Origin of the sequence: Shewanella canadensis (assembly GCF_003966225.1) — a bacterium.
GTDB lineage: Bacteria > Pseudomonadota > Gammaproteobacteria > Enterobacterales > Shewanellaceae > Shewanella > Shewanella canadensis.
Genome location: NZ_RXNU01000009.1, coordinates 38182 through 56804, shown reverse-complemented (window position 1 = coordinate 56804; position 18623 = coordinate 38182). Strand labels below are relative to the sequence as shown.

General features: G+C 46.7%; 14 protein-coding genes. 7 read left to right on the top strand and 7 right to left on the bottom strand.

Features of this window, described 5'->3' with window-relative positions:
• Nucleotides 1-179: 179 nt before the first annotated feature.
• Nucleotides 180-404, top strand: a complete 225-nt coding sequence (locus EKG38_RS16320; RefSeq protein ID WP_126521293.1) for a hypothetical protein — start codon at nucleotides 180-182, stop codon at nucleotides 402-404.
• Between the two features lie 108 nt (nucleotides 405-512).
• Here the strand turns inward: EKG38_RS16320 and EKG38_RS16315 are convergent, their stop codons facing one another.
• Both EKG38_RS16315 and EKG38_RS16310 read right to left on the bottom strand, forming a co-directional pair.
• Nucleotides 513-1421 carry a class I SAM-dependent methyltransferase gene (locus tag EKG38_RS16315; RefSeq protein WP_126521292.1) on the bottom strand — a complete coding sequence of 303 codons (909 nt, stop codon included), beginning with the start codon at nucleotides 1419-1421 and terminating at the stop codon, nucleotides 513-515.
• Nucleotides 1422-1465: 44 nt separating this feature from the next.
• Nucleotides 1466-2548, bottom strand: a complete 1083-nt coding sequence (locus tag EKG38_RS16310) for an AI-2E family transporter (protein WP_126521291.1) — start codon at nucleotides 2546-2548, stop codon at nucleotides 1466-1468.
• Nucleotides 2549-2792: 244 nt separating this feature from the next.
• Between EKG38_RS16310 and EKG38_RS16305 the strand changes: the two genes are divergently transcribed.
• Entirely contained in the window at nucleotides 2793-3716 is a 924-nt protein-coding gene (locus tag EKG38_RS16305) for a TIGR01777 family oxidoreductase (protein WP_126521290.1), read from the top strand.
• A 53-nt stretch (nucleotides 3717-3769) separates the two neighbouring features.
• Here the strand turns inward: EKG38_RS16305 and EKG38_RS16300 are convergent, their stop codons facing one another.
• Both EKG38_RS16300 and EKG38_RS16295 read right to left on the bottom strand, forming a co-directional pair.
• Nucleotides 3770-6241 (bottom strand): ABC transporter permease, encoded by a 2472-nt coding sequence (locus tag EKG38_RS16300; protein WP_126521289.1) that lies wholly within the window; start codon nucleotides 6239-6241, stop codon nucleotides 3770-3772.
• Nucleotides 6241-6993, bottom strand: coding sequence for an ABC transporter ATP-binding protein (locus EKG38_RS16295; RefSeq protein WP_126521288.1), 753 nt, complete (start codon nucleotides 6991-6993; stop codon nucleotides 6241-6243). Before EKG38_RS16295 ends, EKG38_RS16300 begins: the two co-directional genes overlap by 1 nt.
• Before the next feature lie 16 nt (nucleotides 6994-7009).
• Here EKG38_RS16295 and EKG38_RS16290 point away from each other — a divergent pair, with 16 nt between their 5' ends.
• From EKG38_RS16290 to EKG38_RS16270, 5 genes are all read left to right on the top strand, one after another.
• The gene (locus EKG38_RS16290) at nucleotides 7010-7606 is read left to right on the top strand and encodes an arylesterase (protein ID WP_126521360.1); all 597 of its coding nucleotides are present in this window, start codon (nucleotides 7010-7012) and stop codon (nucleotides 7604-7606) included.
• Between the two features lie 104 nt (nucleotides 7607-7710).
• Nucleotides 7711-7983: a hypothetical protein gene (locus EKG38_RS16285; protein ID WP_246033192.1), complete on the top strand. Its 273-nt coding sequence runs from the start codon at nucleotides 7711-7713 to the stop codon at nucleotides 7981-7983.
• 273 nt (nucleotides 7984-8256) lie between these two features.
• Complete coding sequence (locus EKG38_RS16280; RefSeq protein WP_246033191.1) at nucleotides 8257-9093, top strand: DUF481 domain-containing protein; 837 nt, start codon at nucleotides 8257-8259, stop codon at nucleotides 9091-9093.
• A 356-nt stretch (nucleotides 9094-9449) separates the two neighbouring features.
• Nucleotides 9450-12101 carry a parallel beta-helix domain-containing protein gene (locus tag EKG38_RS16275; RefSeq protein ID WP_126521286.1) on the top strand — a complete coding sequence of 884 codons (2652 nt, stop codon included), beginning with the start codon at nucleotides 9450-9452 and terminating at the stop codon, nucleotides 12099-12101.
• A gap of 113 nt (nucleotides 12102-12214) precedes the next feature.
• The gene (locus tag EKG38_RS16270; RefSeq protein WP_126521285.1) at nucleotides 12215-13408 is read left to right on the top strand and encodes an SO2930 family diheme c-type cytochrome; all 1194 of its coding nucleotides are present in this window, start codon (nucleotides 12215-12217) and stop codon (nucleotides 13406-13408) included.
• 119 nt (nucleotides 13409-13527) lie between these two features.
• On the opposite strand, the gene EKG38_RS16265 is transcribed toward EKG38_RS16270, so the two are convergent.
• The 3 genes from EKG38_RS16265 to EKG38_RS16255 form a co-directional block, all read right to left on the bottom strand.
• The gene (locus EKG38_RS16265) at nucleotides 13528-14556 is read right to left on the bottom strand and encodes an AraC family transcriptional regulator (RefSeq protein WP_126521284.1); all 1029 of its coding nucleotides are present in this window, start codon (nucleotides 14554-14556) and stop codon (nucleotides 13528-13530) included.
• Nucleotides 14557-14696: 140 nt separating this feature from the next.
• Nucleotides 14697-15728, bottom strand: coding sequence for a protease SohB (gene sohB, locus EKG38_RS16260; protein ID WP_126521283.1), 1032 nt, complete (start codon nucleotides 15726-15728; stop codon nucleotides 14697-14699).
• 319 nt (nucleotides 15729-16047) lie between these two features.
• Nucleotides 16048-18534, bottom strand: a complete 2487-nt coding sequence (locus tag EKG38_RS16255) for a VolA/Pla-1 family phospholipase (RefSeq protein WP_126521282.1) — start codon at nucleotides 18532-18534, stop codon at nucleotides 16048-16050.
• Nucleotides 18535-18623 lie beyond the last annotated feature (89 nt).

Below are 18623 nucleotides of genomic sequence, written 5' to 3'. Positions count from 1 at the left end.
ACGCAACAACAAACACGCCAGCAAAACTGAAAGGCTTTCAGTTTTTTATGCGATTACGAGCTAAAAACGATTTTTTTAACTTCAAAAAATTCTAGAGGCTCCAATTAAAACAGCTAAGACTTAAAGATACCTATCAAAAAGACGTTTTATTGCTAGGCATGAAATTGGAGGTAATGACAATGAATGCACTTGTAGAATTTGAGGCCCAGAGGCTGACTGATCTATTCAATCAAGGAGATACACTGAACATCTACATGTTTATGGATATGATGAATATGCCCATAGATGTGCAAGATAGACTCTTCACCGAAATATCCTCTCTGAGAAATATCGATAAAGGTAAAATTGAGAACATCATAGAGTCACATGGGCAATCACTTATGGATGAGCGACTCAACTACTAACGCCTTCGTATCACAGTGTGTGAGACAGAAACATCGCCTACATACTGATGTGTAGGCGATATTGCAATTTAGCTTGTAGGATGGGAAGTAATACCAATCGGTATAAGGTTAGGCTAACTTATACCTAAGCACTTTGAGCGCCTTATTCTTATCGATATCTGCAAAGATGGCAGGGTTTTCCAGCTGCTCAACGAAAGCTAATCTGGGGCTGAACTCTTCCACTTGCTGTTTTAAATACTCAATGCTTAACTCGGGAGCATTAAGGCATAACAGTATCTCTCCGTCAGAGGTCAATAACTCAGGGGCTCGCTTCAGGAGTCGAGAGTAATCTTTAGTTGCAACAAAGCTGCCCTTTTGATTACTCGGTGGATCGGCAATAATCATCTCGTAGGGCCCTAGTTTAGTCAGCTTGCCCCATGACTTAAAAATATCATGACCCAAAAAGCGAGCACCTGCCGGAAAATCGTTTAACAGATGGTTCTGTTTTCCTATCGACAGAGCCCCTTTGCTCATATCGATATTAACGACACTGTCGGCGCCGCCTTGCAACGCTGCAACAGAGAATCCACAAGTATAAGCAAAGAGGTTAAGCACCTTCTTATTCTGCGAATGCTCCCTCACCCACTGTCGACCATTTTTCATATCGAGAAACAATCCGTGATTTTGGCCTCTCAACAGGTGGATATAAAATTCAGCCCCATTTTCTTTTACTTGATGCTTCTCGGGTACGCTACCTGCCACCAGCTCGGTAAGCGTCTGCCCACCACTTCGGTATTGAAAGACAAGGTTAAGCTCCTCTTCACCTTTGAGTGCCTGCCAACGTTGCTTAATGGTATCTACCGACAATGCCAACTCATCGGCTTCCAGAGGCTTGAAACTGGTCAGCAGTAATACGGGGGGAAACCAGTCGAGGCACAAGTGTTCGGCTCCGGGATAGAGCCCACCACGGCCATGGAATAGACGATTGGCCTCTTCACCAAACGCTACCTTATTCACTTCATCAAAAAATAACTGCATTACACTCACTTTTTACTCATAAAATCTGGATAGATGAAAGGCTGCTAAGCAGCCTCGGAACTGTCTTTTTTATCTTCGGGGGCAGGTGCCCTTACATCATCCACATCATCGGCTAACAGTATCGCCAACCAGCTTCCTCCCTTGCTGGATTCCAATGCTATTTTCACGATCATAGTCAGAGGAACCGACAACAACATGCCGACAGAGCCGAGTAACCAGCCCCAAAAAATCAATGATAGAAATACGACCAGTGTCGAGAGACCTAAGCCCTTCCCCATATATTTTGGCTCAATCACGTTACCCATAACCGTATTGGTACCTAGATAGAGCAGTGCGGTTCCGCCAGCTGCTGCCGGGCCTAATTGAATAAATGCCAACATTACCGAGGGAATCGCAGCAATAATGGAACCGATATTTGGAATATAGTTAAACAGGAAGGCGACCACACCCCATAAAAGCGCATAATCTACACCAATCATGGCTAACCCCGTGCCGATAATAACGCCGGTCGCTAAACTGACTAAGGTTTTAATCACCATATATTGATTCACTGAATGCAGAAATCGGTCAATTTGTTGCATTCTCATGTCTGGATCATCCAGCGCAAAATGCAATTTCTTGGGCAAGGTTTCAGACTCAAACAACATAAATACAACGGTAAGAATAATTAAAAACAGATTTGCCATTACACTGCCAACCCCAGATAACATGTTGGTTGTCATGGATAGCGCAATGCCTGGATCGAAATAAGCTAAAATCTGCTCTTTGGTGATGATGATATTAAAGGTACGTAGCTTACCGGTGATCCAACCAAACTGCTCAACGAGCTGATCCCGATAGTGGGGAAGTTGAGTTGAAAACTCATTGATAGAACTACCGACAATCTGAGCCAGCCAAAGTCCCATCATCACAATAAACACCATCATTAACATAACCGCTAATGCTCTTGGCACCTTCAATCTGGTAAGACCACCAATCATCGGGTTACAGATCACGGCGATGAAGGCAGACAAAACAAATGGCACCACTATAGGGCTGGCCGCCTTTATCCCGGCCAATATCACGACAACGAAAGCCATGATCGCAAATCCCTTATAAGCGACAGACTGGGTATCAATTCTCGGCATTTTATAAAATCCTTCTTGATGAACTAATATATTGATAGGTTCTGTAGCAACGAATAACCTGAGATTCTAAATTATCGCATGATAACGTAAATAAACATCGAATTAGTTGAAATTGCGTCATATTGAATCAAAAATTAAGCTATTTTGATCTACTCACGCCTACAATGTTTGAACAACTTCAGTTTTCATCAGTTTTTTGAGTCATAATTATGCTAGTTCCACCTTTTAACTATCTGGGCATACTATGAATATTTTAATTACCGGAGCAAGTGGTTTTATCGGCCATCAACTCGTCAGAGCATTAGAAAGTAAGCACCAGCTAAGCTTACTTTCAAGACACCCAGCCCGGGCCAGAGAGAAGTTAGGTAGCCAACATCAATATCTGGCATCCCTCGACAGTTTATCTTCTCTGGATGAATTTGATGCTGTGATCAATTTAGCCGGTGAACCCATAGCCGGTAAACGATGGAGCATTGAACAAAAACAGCTGATCTGTGATAGTCGATGGAATATCACGGCCCGTTTATCTGAGCTTATAGCCCTGAGTCAGACCCCACCTTGGGTCTTAATCAGCGCCTCGGCGATCGGACGTTACGGTCAACAGGGCCCAATTCCCATCGATGAAAGCTATTTTGACGACCCGCAGTCAACCCCAAGCGGTGATATTGAATTTACTCAAACCGTTTGCCACAAATGGGAGAGTTCAGCCTTAAACGCAAAATCAGATAACACACGGGTCTGCATTATCGCAATAGGATTGGTGCTTGGTTTAAGTGGAGGAGCGCTGCCTAAGATGTTGCCGGCGTTTAAGTTAGGCTTAGGCGGCCCCATCGCCTCGGGCGAACAAGGGATGAGTTGGATCCACCAACAAGATCTTATCTCGCTGTTTGTCTATCTGCTGGAGCATGGTGAATGCAGTGGCGTCTATAATGCCACCTCTCCTAATCCGGTAAGCAACAAGGAGTTCTCGACCAGTCTGGGTTCAGCCCTGTCCCGACCGGCGATAATCCCCATGCCATCCTTTGTGCTCAATCTCGCCCTGGGTGAGATGGCAGAGTTACTGACCCAGGGCCAATATGTTAAACCAAAACGGGCACTGGACGCAGGCTTCACCTTTCAATACCCGAGATTAAATGATGCATTTACAGAGATCTTCACCGCTAAATAACAAAAAGGGCTACCTCACCGAGATAGCCCTTTTTAATCACAGCGACAATGACTTTACCCGGCTTTAAGCAAGTCTGCACAGGATTTGCTTAGTAGTTGCCTGCAGCGCCAAACGCCCAATAAGGCAACGGTCAATGCGCCACACACAGGCGCGATTCCCCACCATGGCCAATGCATGTACACATTCAACTCGAACACCTGAGTCTTAAGCAGATAAAGGGTAAACTCAGCAACAATCACCGCAAGAAAACCCGCTACAGTACCCAGTAACGCAAACTCGAGACCTGTCGCCATTCTCAATAACCAACCCGATGCGCCAAAAGTTCTCAGCACGGCAAGCTCCCTCTGTCTCGTCGCCATGCCCGCCTCGGTTTGGGCTATCATGACCAAACTACTCGCCAACACCACAAGCACCAGCACTAAGGTCAATGACAATGACACTTGGTCTATGATCTGCCTGAGCTGTTTAATCATAGTGCCGACATCTATGATAGATACCGTTGGGAACTGCTTAATAATATCCAGTATCACCCCCTGTTTGTTATCTTCCAGATGAAAACTCGCCATCGAGGTATGAGAAAATGGTGCCAAGGAGGCATGAGTGAAAATCATGAAGAAATTTGGCTGCAGTGTCTCCCAATGAACCGCTCGCAGACTAGCAACATTCACGACTAACCTTTGGTTATCGATAACGTAAGTCAAGCTATCGCCAATCTTGATACCTAAACGTTCGGCGACGCCAGACTCTACCGAAACATCGTCCTCATTGGCATTAAACTCACCTTCCAGAATTTCATTATTCGGTGGCAAGGCGTCTCGCCAGGTGAGATTCAACTCACGAGAGATACCTAACCGCCCCTTAGCGCCGGCTTTTTCCTGTTCAGCCGAGATCAGTCTCTCACCGTTGATCTCGGTTAAACGTCCCCTGACGACGGGATAGATATCCGTAGTCTTAACCGTATTGGCTTTCAGGTAATCTCCCAGTGCAGCCTCTTCATCGGGGGAGATGTTAACTAAGAAGTAATTGGGTGCATTCTCGGGTAACTGATTTTGCCATTCACTGAGTAGATCCTGTCTGAGAGCCAGAATAGTCAAAAGCAAGACGAGTGCACTACTGAAGCCAACGAGTTGAACCGCATTTTGTTTAGCACGACGCCTAAGCCCGGCTAATGCCAATTGCAACGGATTAGTCGTTTTCATCCCTATACTGTGACCCATACGGATCATCAGGAAACCCAAAATACTGAGTAACACGCCCAGCAAGAGCACTCCTGCAACCACAGTCAGGGTCAATGGAAGGCTCTTAGAGTAGAGATAGCCTAACAGCGCCATGGCACTCAAGCTGAGCAGCAGGTGCAACCACATCCCTAACTGTAATCCCTCCAGTTGACGTTGCAGTACCCGCAGTGGTGGGATAGAGAGCAAGCGCATCAGAGGGTAAGCCGAAAACATAAACGCACTGATGAAGCCCGTCGCTAACCCTAATAAAATCGGCCTGATAAAGGGCGGTGAGTATGCCGCTATCTCTTCGGGTAGGAAGGAGGTGATAATGGCATCCAGAGCAAAACCACCGAGTAGGCCAAGAGTGACCCCGAATAAGGTCACTAACAACAAGTGCATGCCAAATAAAGTGCGGATCTGTCTGCCCGATGCACCAAAGGTTTTTAACATGGCCACGACATCATAGTGACGATGACAATAGCGCTGGGCCGCGATACCAATGGCAGCACAAGCCAGTGCTATTCCTAACAGGCTTGCCAGTAACAGAAATCGCTCGGCGCGTTTCACCGCATCTGCGATGGGAGATTCACCGGATTGCACATCGACCCAACGTTGGCTGGAGGTCAGCTTAGGCTTTGCATAGGACTCAAATCGTTTCAGTTGCTCCTCGGCTCCGGAAAATTGCGCCAGATATGTCACGCGACTCCCTGGCTGTATAACCCCGGTACTTGCAACATCATCGAGCCTGATCAGCACAACCGGAGACGAGGCAAACGGGTTAAAACCGGCATCGGGCAGACGGGATATCTCTTCACTGAGCGTAAACTGTCTGTTGCCCAGCTCCAGGGATTCGGGATAGGCCAGTAAGCCGCCCAGTCGCGTCTCAAACCACAACTGACCGGAACCGGGTAAGCCCGTCCCTTCTGCTGAGTGAGTACCAGAATCTGAATTGAGCTCAATTTTTCCTTTGAGGGGATATCCCTCTCCAACGGCACGTACGGTCACCAGCTGAAACTTATCCTCGGCGAATACCATGGAGTTAAACTGCATGCTCGACACATGCGCTAAACCCAACTCCTCGGCTTTTGCGATAAATGACTCATCAATCTTAACCGGAGAGTTAATGATCCTGTCCGCGGCGATAAACTTAGAGGCCTGTCCATTAATCGCTATCTGTAATCTTTCACTGACTCTGGCTAACCCGGTTACGGATAACACGGCTAACGTGATGGCTAAAACGATTAATACTAGCTGCCCTTGCAGTAGCTCTCGCTTAAATAGCCTCCAGGCTAAGCTTATCTCCATCAGAGAGCCTCCACACTAGCCAGATGACTCGGCGCTGGCTTGCTCGATAGAGCGCTGCCATCACTCGGCTCTCCAGGAGATTCCGTTATCACCCCGGTGTCCATTAACAACTGACGCTCGCATCGCTTGGCTAATACCAGATCATGGGTGACTAACACTAAGGTTGTCTCACACTCCCTGTTTAACTCGAACAACATATTGGCGACCTTTTCACTATTTACCGCATCTAAATTTCCGGTAGGCTCATCGGCAAATAAAACTTTCGGCTCGCAGATAAAGGCTCTGGCGATGGCGACTCTTTGCTGTTCACCACCTGATAGTTGATTAGGAAAATGAGTGAGTCGATGGCTTAATCCGACTCTTTCTAACATGGCCTCGGCCTTCTCTTTTGCCCGGTTGATCCCGGCAAGTTCAGCAGGAAGCATCACGTTTTCCAGTGCATTGAGGGTATCGACCAGCATGAAAGACTGAAAAATAAAGCTGACTTTCTGCTTTCTCAGAGCGGCTTTCTTCTCCTCATCCAAAGACTGTAGAGCGACACCATCGAGTATGATCTCTCCACTGGTCGGTGTATCGAGCGCAGCGAGTAATCCAAGCAAGGTTGACTTACCCGAGCCGGATGGGCCGAGTATCGCAATACTTTGCCCCTGCTTGACATCCATATTAATGCCGTTGAGGATAGTAAGTTCTCCCTCCTGGGTAGCCACTGACTTAACGAGATTTTTTACTGTGATAGCACTGACTTCTGACATAAAACCCTTCTTTTCCATGCTTAAATCTGCTTTGGGCCTGTTTACCCTGGTGTCTGTTTTCTTTTGTACTCAAATATCCGCTGCCCCTATATTAATCCTAGGTGATAGCCTTAGCGCAAGTTATGGCGTCGATGAAGATAAGGGCTGGGTGAACCTTTTAAGGGCTAAACTCCCCGAACATGAGATAATAAATGGCTCGGTCAGCGGTGAAACAACGGCGGGTGGATTGCGTAGACTGCCCGCCCTGCTTGAATCTGCCAAGCCCGAGTTAATCTTAATAGAGCTGGGTGGTAATGACGGGTTGCGTGGTTTTACACCTCAGCAATTGAAAGAAAATCTTACAAAAATAATTACCCTCTCTCAGGCTAAAGATGTCGAAGTGCTCTTATCTGAGATAATGGTTCCACCAAACTATGGCCCCAGATACGCCTCAATGTTCTCACAGGTGTATAAAGATCTGGCGAGTGAACATCAAATCACCCTGCTGCCATTTTTCATGACCCAGATAGCAACAAAACCGGAACTGATGCAACGAGATGGCATACACCCGAATGCAGAGGCTCAGGGGGATATCGCAGAATTTATCCTTCCATGGGTTAAAAATGCGCTTTAGGTAAACACCCTAAATACACTAGTCATTTGCTTTATAAAGAGTTCTCGACAAAATATCGGCATTAATAGTACATTTCGAATGATGATCCTGCTGGAATAGCACTTATGAATAACAAGGTAAAAAAGACCATATTATCTCATATGACCTTAGGGCTGGGTTTGGCCTTAATGTTCACCGCTCAGGCGCAGACTCCTATACCCGAAGGTGCTGTTTCTGACAGGCTTGATCCGGCCCAACTTTCTCCCCCTACCGATTCATCATACGACTGGATTCAATTAACCTCATTCGAACTGCTTAAAGGTGAGATTAAGAACCTCTATGATAATACCAATTGCATTAAATACCTGACCATTCAGCGAGAGTTCAAAGCTCTGTAGGCAAGTAGGATGATTGAAGCTAATAGTTGTTCTATATCGAAAGCATCCAGTGCAGCATAAAGGGCTTTGAAACTCGCACTACGTGAGTCCCTCAGGCTTCCCACTTCTGCTTTGCATTGACTTAAAAGGGAATAACCATTTCCTCATCAATGCGCCTTGAATTGAAAATCCTGAGGGGCTCTGAATTGATTAATTACTTAATGCAATTGGTATAATTTAGAATTTTAAAGTGAAGAGCTCGATACCATAGTTATCGACTGGGAAGAGGTTCAAGTGATCCAGAGTCATAGCCTTGTCAGCGTAGGCTTTACAAACCTAACGACGAAGACGGGTATGCTGCGACTTAAAAGTGGCAAGGTCTATATCGATGGGGAAGAGTTTGATCGCAGCAAAGTCATGACGCTAATAGCAGGCGAGCAAACGGAGTTAAACTACTGGTCGAGTAAAATTTCACTGGGAGCTAATCTGCGTTCGGGAAATACCGATCAAGTCGACTTTAGCGCGATAGCCAATGCACATCGCCGTACAACCGAATCACGCTTTAACTTCGATTACTTAGGCAACTACTCGAAGTCTAAGGGCGAGAATAATATCAACAATCATCGTCTGAACGCCTATTTCGACTGGTACCTCTCCAAGCAGTTCTACCTGCGTCCGGTATTTGCCGAAATATATCTGGATCCGATAAAAAATATTCAATACAAGAATACGCTCGGCTTCGGTATGGGTTACGACATTATGGACACGCCAAAATCAAACTGGAGCATCACAGGGGGTCCTGCATATACCTTTACCAAGTTCGATAATGTCGCTATCGATGAAAGTGAAGACGATGGCAGTACAGCGTTAGTAGTAGACACGGCATTTGATACAGAAATTACCGAAGACATTGATTTCAATACCCTGTACAGAGTCCAATACGGTAATGAGAAGTCAGGTGGATATACACACCACGCTCTGGCGGGCTTTTCCATTGAACTCACCGACATGTTTGATCTCGACCTCTCTCTGGTCTGGGATCATACCAACAAGCCTCAAGCAGACTCTAATGGCACTCTACCCGACAAAAACGATTATCAATTCATCGTAGGCTTCGGTATCGATATCTGATCGACGCTAAAGCCCGAGCTGAATACCTGGAAAGCCCGAAACTTTACGGGCTAGAAAGCTCAAGGCCAAAAAAACTCTGAGTCGATCACTTTCTGATACCTATGGGTATAACAGCCATCATTCCTCAAGCCCCATATTCCCTATCAAAAAACTTTCTATTTATCAAATTTTAACCCACGTTTAGTTTTACACCTTTATCATTGTTTTTTAAATGAAAATTACAACCGATGCGTTTTAATATTCACAAACATAAAATGATGCAGACATGTTGCAGGCTTGTTGGCCGGATTTCACATTGCATATATAGTACGCCAGTGCAATCTAAGGGGGAATAATAAAAATAAGCAGGAGACGCTATGTTTAACAAGAAACCATCATGGTTATTGCCCTCTCTCGTGGCCAGTGCCGTTGCCTTAAGTATCACTGGCTGTTCATCGGATGACGACGAGCCGATCGTCGAAGACGAAACCGAGACCGTTGCGCCAACACCCGAACCTGGACCCAGTTTCCCCGAGGGTGCAATCATGATCCCCGATGGAGAAGATCTCACGATACGGATCCAGGAAGCACTGATCAACGCTCAGAGTAATGATGTCATTGTCTTGCCTAAAGGCAATTTCAAGATAGCTTCTACACTGCTCTTCGACGGTGATGTGGATGGCGATGGCACACTCGCAAAAAATATCACCATCATGGGATACGGGTTGAATGAGACCGTATTAGACTTTTCCGAATCTGTCACAGGTGATGGTATTTTCGTTCAGAACGCCGTCAACGTCATCATTCAAGACCTCTCGGTCAATGAAGCCAAGAATAACGGTATTAAACTCAAAAATACTAACGGGATCATTCTTCGTCGTCTAGCTACGGTTTGGGAAGGTGAACTCGATGAAGGAAATGGTGCCTATGGCCTCTACCCCGTCGAGTGTGAAAATATCTTAATTGAAGATACTTATGTCCGGGGTAGTGCCGATGCCGGTATCTACGTGGGTCAATCTCAATATATCGTCGTACGCCGTAATATCGCTAAAGAGAATGTGGCCGGAATTGAAATTGAAAACTCAAAATATGCCGACGTATACGACAACGAAGCCATGGGAAATACCGGTGGTATTTTAGTTTTTGATTTGCCGATCAACAACCATAGATATGGCTCGAGCGTCCGAATTTTTAACAACAAAGTGTACGATAACAATACCAAAAACTTCGCCAATGCCTCGGCTAACCCAGCCGGTGTACATATCGTTCCGCCGGGTACCGGCATGATCATATTAGCTACCGATGATGTTGAAATCTTCAATAACGAGATCACCAATCACGACACCATGGGCGTAGCAATAACGAGTTTCTTCATTGCCGAACCGGATATGGGTTCCTTCGTTGCTAATTACGGTCAACCCGGTCAGCCCATTGAAGATGGTTGGAGACCTACGCCGCGTAACATCTATCTTCACGATAACGTCATTACCGACTATGGTAAGAAACCCAATGGTTATCTTATCGACGACATCATTAAAGCCTATCTCTTCACCCACGGAAAATTCCCGGGCGTGCTCTATGATGGCTTAGGAGAAATGCTATCCAATAACGGCACCGCCGCTTACCTTGGCTTACAGGAAACTCCATTCGCCGAGGATGGCAGTGATAATGTCTGTTCGAGCGATAATGGGGATGTCTCATTTGGCCGACTTTACGCTAACAATAATACGGATATGAGTATCGCAGATGTCTTGTATGAGCCGACTCAAGCCGACATCATGAAATGTGCTCAATTGAGCTTACCGGTTCACACGGTCACGTTTGGCGATGAGATCTTTGGTTGTGGCGTCGATGATGAAGTCGAAGGTTGTGATGGCGGTAACCTTATCGGCGGTGGTGGCACCATAGGTGAAGGCGAAGGAGGTTTGGTCGGCGATGGTGACTTAGCCCTGTGTGAAACCAGTGGTGATAACGTCAATTGGCCCGCACTGTTAGGCGCAAACTGTCCAAGCCTTTCCGACTATAATCTGTTTGCCGATGCATCAAATCCAACGGTTGGGGCAAATTCAGGTGGCCTGCCATACGATATGAACACCCAGCTATTTACCGATTATGCCAGTAAATATCGTTTCGTGTTCGTGCCCGAAGGCAAGAAGGCTGACTATTCGGCAGAAGAGAGTATGGATTTCCCCGTCGGAACTGTGATCACTAAAACTTTCGCTTTACCCGCAGACACGGATCAGCGCGGCATAGAAAACGAAGATATGGTCGAAACTCGATTATTGATCCGCCGTTCAACGGGCTGGACTGCACTGCCTTACATCTTTAATTCTGATAAAACCGATGCTGTGTTGGCCAAAGCGGGTGCGATTCAGGCTAAACAGGTGACTCATAACGGTGAAACCTTAGACTTTGATTATGTCGTTCCAAGCATGAACCAATGTAAGCAGTGTCATCAGTTCAAAGCCGATGCCGATAGTCCTGCGGTATTTGTACCTATCGGTCCTAAAGCGCGTCATCTGAATAAAGATTATGTCTACCATGATGGTGCGATGAACCAGCTACTGAAATGGCAGGCCGCAGGTATTCTTCAGGGAGTACCGGACATCAGTACCATAGATACCATTCCGGCGTTTTCTGACGGAGATGAAGTCAATCTAACTGCAATGACAGATGATACCTTGATGAAGACAGCCAAGGGGTATCTTGATATCAACTGTGCCCATTGCCACCGTCCCGAAGGTAATGCCTCTAACACGGGACTCAAACTCGAGTACTTCAGGGACTACAGCGAAGATGAGGGCTTCTCTCATGGCACCTGTAAGTCGCCTGTCGCTTATGGCGGTGGTTCACTGAGCTATGATGTCGTCCCTACGGCACCTGATCGTTCAATCCTTCACTTCAGGATGGAAACTGTGATCCCGGGTGACCGTATGCCTGAAATTGGCCGAAGCCTGGCTCACGCAGAGGGTGTAGACCTCATTCATGAATGGATAAAGCGCCTGCCTATGGCAAGCTGTTCACAATAAGCGTCTCACAATAGGCTTATAGCAACAAAAAGGCCGGATACTCCCGGCCTTTTTTATTCCTGATCATCAATGAGTCATCTCCGCCAGATGACGAGAACCTTCACAGGTGATGTATGCAAAACCTAATCATTCTACTCTTAACCCTCTTTCTCGTATCGGCGTGCGGTGGCTCGGAAGCTGAGGCTGATTCTGATGTTGAAAGTATTGAGTCCCCCTCAGTCGATACGCCTTCACAGCCCGATACTCCGGTAACACCTGCATCGCTGTGCGAACAGACAACAAGCAGTATCAACTGGGAAGCACTGATGAAAGAGGATTGTGACGACTTAGCCCAGTACGGACTATTTGTCGATCCCCAGACGCCTACTTCTGACCCTGTCCCCCCCGGCATGCCCTACCACCTTTCGACTCAACTTTTCACCAATTATGCAAGCAAGCACAGATTCATCTTTATTCCCGAGGGGAAGCAGGCCATTTTTCATCCCACCGACACCTTTGAATTTCCAATAGGAACAATATTAACAAAAACCTTTTCGATGCCTTTCGATACTCAAATCACCAATCCGGAAAATGAACTGCTCATCGAAACTCGTCTTTTGATCCGCCGTGAGTCTGGTTGGACAACACTCCCCTATCTTTGGCAAAACGGTGAAGCCAGGCTTGCTCAGGCGGGAGCCGACATTCCTCATACATTAAACCATCAAGGAGAGGTCGAACGCTTCGATTATCACGTTCCGAGCCGAGCCGAGTGTAAAATTTGTCACCAAATCAACAAAGGTGGCAGCAGTAGCATCAGCCCTATTGGCCTTAAGGCCCACCTGTTGAACCACGACATCATATTTAATGGCGAGACAGTCAATCAACTGCAGATGTGGCAGAGTCAATCACGTTTAACCGGCTTACCGGAACTGAGTGAAGTAGCCCACGCACCATCACTCTCTGATAGCGGTGAAAGTCTCACTCAAAGGGCGAAAGGCTATATCGATATAAACTGTGCCCATTGTCACCGGGCCGAAGGGTTTGCGAGCATTTCTGGGCTAAGACTCGGTTTTCATATCGATCATACCAGCTATCAATATGGGATCTGCAAGCAACCACCGGGCTGGAATGGAGGAGCTAAAGGCTTATCGTATGACATCGTCCCCGGAGATGGTGAACATTCGATTCTACTCTATAGACAAGAATTGAACTACGCAAAAGACCGGATGCCTCCCATAGGTCGAAGTTTGGTCCACACGGAGGCCATTGAACTGATAAGACAGTGGATAGATTCACTGTCTCCCACCATAGGTAATTGTGTGGGATAACTCATATAACTCAATAGGGGCGAAGAAACGGGGCTTAGTCATAAATAGGATCACAAGCGTGATGCAACGGGAAGCGGATTCTCTTCAAAATTGTTCTCGGAAAAAACGCTTGCAGCTGCCTATAGAGTAACCTTCTCATTTAAACGCAAAAAATGTCCGGGAGGATGGCCGAGCCAATGTTTAAAACTCTGCCTGAAATGACTCACATCGCCGAAGCCCATGATCTCGGCGATATCTTCAATACTCTTCTCTTCGGATAAGATCAAACCGATAGCGGCTTGACAGCGAACCTGATCGACTAACTTTTGATAACTCGTCCCGGCCTGTGAAATTTTTCGCCTCAGTGTCCTGTCGCTGATTTTTTGATGTATCGCCATCTGTTCCATGTTCGGACAATCAGGAAAGGACTCTCTTAAAAATTCGAGCAGAGATTCAATATAGGATGCTTGTTTTACCGATTCCTTATTAATCATGCGCTCGTTAAATTCATAGGTAACGGGAAGGGACAGGTAACGGTGATCGATTGTCCATTCATTAAATTCGGCGCCAAATTGAATGTCGGCCCCCGTGACTGAGGAGAGATAATCCGCATTGCGCTCTTTTTCAGCCAGGGTAATTCGGTCGAATAAAATAGCTTGTCCCGCAAGCCCACTTCCAACGGTCACTAGGCCACAGACACTATGCTGGAACTGACATGAATAACGCTTGGGGTCAATTTTACCGGTATTTAACCAACGGATCCTGAGCTTCCCTCCCTCATTGCTGACCAAAGTATCGGTAAAACTCCCTACTCGTTCTGGATGAGAGACCACAAACTGCAGACACTCACCAATGGTTTTACACACGGTAAAGAAGCTGAGTAAGAAATCCAAATCATCTACTGAGTATTGACAACCCACTTTGGCTCCAATTTCGGGATCCTGAGTATATTGCTGCAGGAACTCCATGGCGAAGTCGGCTTGCCAGACGTAGATAAGTTGCAGATGTTCCAGCTCTTTTATGCCGACACCTATCTGTGAACACAGTGTCTGAGCCACCTCCTCACCTTGATGCTCTTGCAGGTACCTGAGCAAGTTCCTTAATTGATATGCCGGATATGATTGATCACCAACCATCATATTGGGCTTATAACTTTGAGCGAACTTCATTAAGAGTCTTCTTTATTATTGTTATCTATTTTGTATAAGAAATAGCTCAATAATAAAAGTGTTTTTTCACTATTCACCCAATCAGGTACAAAAAAGCCTGCAAAATGCAGGCTTTGAAATTATACCAATCAGTATAAGAATCAATTCAATGACTGGTTCTTCTCTGCCATTTTGTTGAAGATGGCATTGAATGATAACGATGCACCATGGGCAATCTTATCGGCCAAATTTTTCTTCAATTGGTAACGGACTTTAATCACGGTTCGCTCTAATGCCAGCTTCATCACCACATCATCACTCGTTGCAATTTCATCAATAAGGCCTAACTCTATCGCTTGTTGACCATACCAATGCTCACCAGTGGCGACCTTGACCAGATCAAGATCTGGACGGTATTGAGCAATAAATGATTTAAATAGCTTGTGAGTCTCCTCAAGCTCCTCTTGGAACTTGGCACGCCCCTCATCAGTATTCTCACCAAAAAGGGTTAATGTACGTTTAAAGTCACCGGCAGTATGCTGCTCATAATCGATATCATGTTTTTTCATCAGACGATTAAAGTTAGGTACCTGAGCAACGACCCCGATAGAACCCACTATGGCAAATGGTGCCGCATAGATTTTATTCGCCACACACGCCATCATATAACCGCCACTGGCTGCGACCTTATCGACGCAGATACTCAGTGGCAGTTTGGCTTGGCGCAGACGATCGAGCTGACTCGACGCTAGACCATAACCATGAACCATGCCACCGCCACTCTCTACATTGACGATAACTTCATCACCGGGTTCTGCAATCGCGATGATGGCGCTGATCTCTTCTCGCAGCGATGCAACTTCACCGGCATCGATACTGCCTTTAAAATCGACAACGAACACGCGAGGCTCGATCACCTCCTCTTTTTGATTCTTTTGTGCCTTCTCTTTCGCTTTCTCTTCAGCCTTGAGTTGCTTCTCATAGGCTTTAAATTGCTTTTTACTCAGCAACTCCTCTTTAAGATCGTGCTTGAGTGTCTTGAGCTCCTCAGAGACATTCGTCATTCTAAGCTCGCCCTTTTCGCTCTTCTGCTTAACGGTCGATGCCAATACAACAATCACAACGGCAATAATCGACAAGACAACAGTGATCACCTTGGCGAAAAACAATCCATATTCGTACAAAAATTCCAAAATAGGCTCCGGCTTAATACATTTTTGTTTCAATCAAAAAATTATGGCTATTCTAATACCAATTCTATTAATTATCTATTCATTCAGCGGGAGTTCGAAGGGCTAAAAACAAGCCAGATGACTGAAGCTCATAATTTTTCTCGACAACAAGCTCCTCGGTAACTGATCCATGCGTTACTCTACCTCCTGAATCCATTCAGTCGTGCATTACCCGAACCTCTGCTTGCGTGAAGGGTTTTGCCCTTCACTTAATGACAAATTAAACAAAAAAAACCGGCAAATGCCGGTTTTTTTAATATCGACCAATTAGTTAATCAAATTAACCTGCCGGAACGGCGCAGGGCTGGAGCACGCTCTTATCTTGAACCAAGATAGTGGCATCTCCCTTACCTGCAGTTGAGGCAAACGCCGCGACCTGCTGCTGCATCTCAACCGTTGCGGCCGCAGAACCTTCTGGTCCCTCGGGGCTGATAATCGAGCTATGATGGCCTTTAGTGAAGCGAACGGCACCCGAGCCCGCGGTCGTCGTATCGATACACTCCAGACCAAGGTTGGCTATCAAGGGCTCGGTACCCGCTGTCGGGAAGCCTTCGACACTGTTTGGCAATACCTGGTCCGGCAGATGCTGATCGCCATCCCCCACCACTTCGATTAAGTGTATTGGTAACTCGGTAGCCTTCAACACGGCTGCATGGTTAATCGGATCGGCGCTGTCGACGGCCGTTTGAACGGCGAATGCAAATGTCGGTAAAAACTCGGCGTAAACTGCCTGTACTAGCGCGGCGTACTCAGGTGTACCTGGCTCATATCCTTCTGTATTTGCCTCTTCGACTAATGCCTGGAACGTATCACTGGCCGTCACACTTTCAAACAGCATTGGACCAAAGGTTGCAGAGCCAATAAAGGTGCCGGCAAAGCCGCCAGTCGGTGCCACAAGCGATACTGCATTAAGCTTATAGACATAGCTTAGGTCTGCGCCGGATTCTGGGTGAGTCAGACCGGAACTGGCGTAAGTCGCAAAATTAGTACCAACAATACCGGCAAGACTCAAGCCCTGTGCGCTCATTTTAGTGATATCAAATATCTGAGGCATCTGAGCCTGGGCAAGACCACCGGCAAGACCGGTTAATGACGCTCTCAAGGCCAGATGATCAAGCGTTGCCTGACGGAAATTATCACGCACACTCAAGGTGCTTTCGATATTGATAAAGACTAATGGATTTCCGTTCTTAAACGCATCTGGGTTACCAATCACGGCACCATAGGATGGATCCGAAGATGAAACTTCATATATTCCGTCACCGTTAGCATCGAATGAACGCGCACCATGCAGAGGCATATCGATTGCGATTGTCGCGACCCCCATTGCAGCATAGGTTCCCGCGTAGGCTAAAGCCGTCTCTTTACCACTACCCAGTCCATGCATAGCAAGGTTTGTTGGCCAACCCGCCGTAGGAGGGGTGAATGGCAGCCCTTGAGCGGCATAGAAATCTGCAAGGCGCTCGGCATTTGGCATAGAGATCAAAACAGGAACAGTTTCGCTGCCGGTAGGCTGTGGGATAGGGTTAAACTTAGTCAGGTGCTTAGCCTTATCAGCCGCAGTGCCGTCATCGAGTAACCAGGCCTTACCGGCCAGGAGCGCCGGATTAGCGATTCCTTCCGCTGGGTCAATGCCATAAGCCATCGCTTGTGCGCCATAGGTTTGCTGGCTCATGGTACCCGATTCAAGTGCGAGCAATACCGAAACAGGACTATCGCCAAGGGCCTTCCATGAACCGCTTATGCCGGCGCACATAACCGAATTACAAGTACCATAGGTAGGTAGAGTCGCCTGGGCGGTATAGACATCGGCTAAGCTCGATACCACATAGGCGGCGCCATCGGCAGGAGTCAAACCAGCGGCCTGGGCCACAGTGATCCCGAGAGGGTGCGGAACCGGGACCGATATAGAGGGTGCAAACGGATTACCCGGCGTCGGGTCGACCATGAGCAGCTTAGATGTCTCATAGACATCAGCAACTGACTGAGTGGTAAACAGGCCTGAGTAACTGATAGTCGCAGAATCGACACCATGGGCGGCCGCCATGCCCTTCTCGTAGCTGTTCACTAATGTTTGTAACATTAGCTGAATGGGCGTTTCGAGGGGTTTGGTCTCGATATCTAACTTAAGTGGTAAATATGTGTCTGATGGCGCGATACCGCGACCTTCGGAGTCTTGTATCAGATCGGTCGTTGCATAAATATATGACTGATTAGATTTGAGTGGCTTAAGTGGCACGATGGCTATCGTGTTTCCAGAACCCTTAGAGACAAAATCGACGCCAAATTGAAGTTCGGCGCCCACCTTACAAGCAGATAGTGAGGGAGCGGCGTTACACTCAGGATCCATAGATAGCGGACCGCCGACTGTCGCCTCAAATACTCTTACCGCACCGGGTTGGAATACCGAGGTGACATCTAAAGATAAAACGGTGCCATCATGATTGGTTGCCGGGCCGACGTTAATGGAGATAGGCGCCGTGGTAGACCAGCCATCGAGTGCGCCAAGCGCCATAGAGGGATCAGTGTAATCACTGGTTCCATCGGCTAGTTCACCTGGGATGTTAATAGTGCCATCTAGGGTGCCATTAAAAAGAAGATCGTTTGGCAAAGGAATGTCACCAACAGAAGGATCAGGATTAAATAAAATATGAGACTCAGGGATCAGAGGCTCAACCTTATCCGTGAGTTCGTCGACACTATCTTCACTACATCCTGTAAGCCCAAGCGTAGATGCAATAGCAACACCCAAAAGGAGTCTTTTCATCTTTTTTCCCCAAATCTTGTTGTAATAATTTTATTTTCAGCAAAAAATTGGTCACAATAGTCGAAATGTATGACCAAAGAGGACTTTTC

Bases quoted from the DNA above. Each gene is read 5' to 3' on its own strand.
- EKG38_RS16265 (WP_126521284.1), bottom strand. From the start codon at position 14,556: ATGAAGTTCGCTCAAAGTTATAAGCCCAATATGATGGTTGGTGATCAA.
- EKG38_RS16285 (WP_246033192.1), top strand. From the start codon at position 7,711: ATGAATAACAAGGTAAAAAAGACCATATTATCTCATATGACCTTAGGG.
- EKG38_RS16320 (WP_126521293.1), top strand. From the start codon at position 180: ATGAATGCACTTGTAGAATTTGAGGCCCAGAGGCTGACTGATCTATTC.
- EKG38_RS16295 (WP_126521288.1), bottom strand. From the start codon at position 6,993: ATGTCAGAAGTCAGTGCTATCACAGTAAAAAATCTCGTTAAGTCAGTG.
- EKG38_RS16255 (WP_126521282.1), bottom strand. From the start codon at position 18,534: ATGAAAAGACTCCTTTTGGGTGTTGCTATTGCATCTACGCTTGGGCTT.
- EKG38_RS16300 (WP_126521289.1), bottom strand. From the start codon at position 6,241: ATGGAGATAAGCTTAGCCTGGAGGCTATTTAAGCGAGAGCTACTGCAA.
- EKG38_RS16305 (WP_126521290.1), top strand. From the start codon at position 2,793: ATGAATATTTTAATTACCGGAGCAAGTGGTTTTATCGGCCATCAACTC.
- EKG38_RS16270 (WP_126521285.1), top strand. From the start codon at position 12,215: ATGCAAAACCTAATCATTCTACTCTTAACCCTCTTTCTCGTATCGGCG.
- EKG38_RS16315 (WP_126521292.1), bottom strand. From the start codon at position 1,421: ATGCAGTTATTTTTTGATGAAGTGAATAAGGTAGCGTTTGGTGAAGAG.
- EKG38_RS16310 (WP_126521291.1), bottom strand. From the start codon at position 2,548: ATGCCGAGAATTGATACCCAGTCTGTCGCTTATAAGGGATTTGCGATC.
- EKG38_RS16275 (WP_126521286.1), top strand. From the start codon at position 9,450: ATGTTTAACAAGAAACCATCATGGTTATTGCCCTCTCTCGTGGCCAGT.
- EKG38_RS16290 (WP_126521360.1), top strand. From the start codon at position 7,010: ATGCTTAAATCTGCTTTGGGCCTGTTTACCCTGGTGTCTGTTTTCTTT.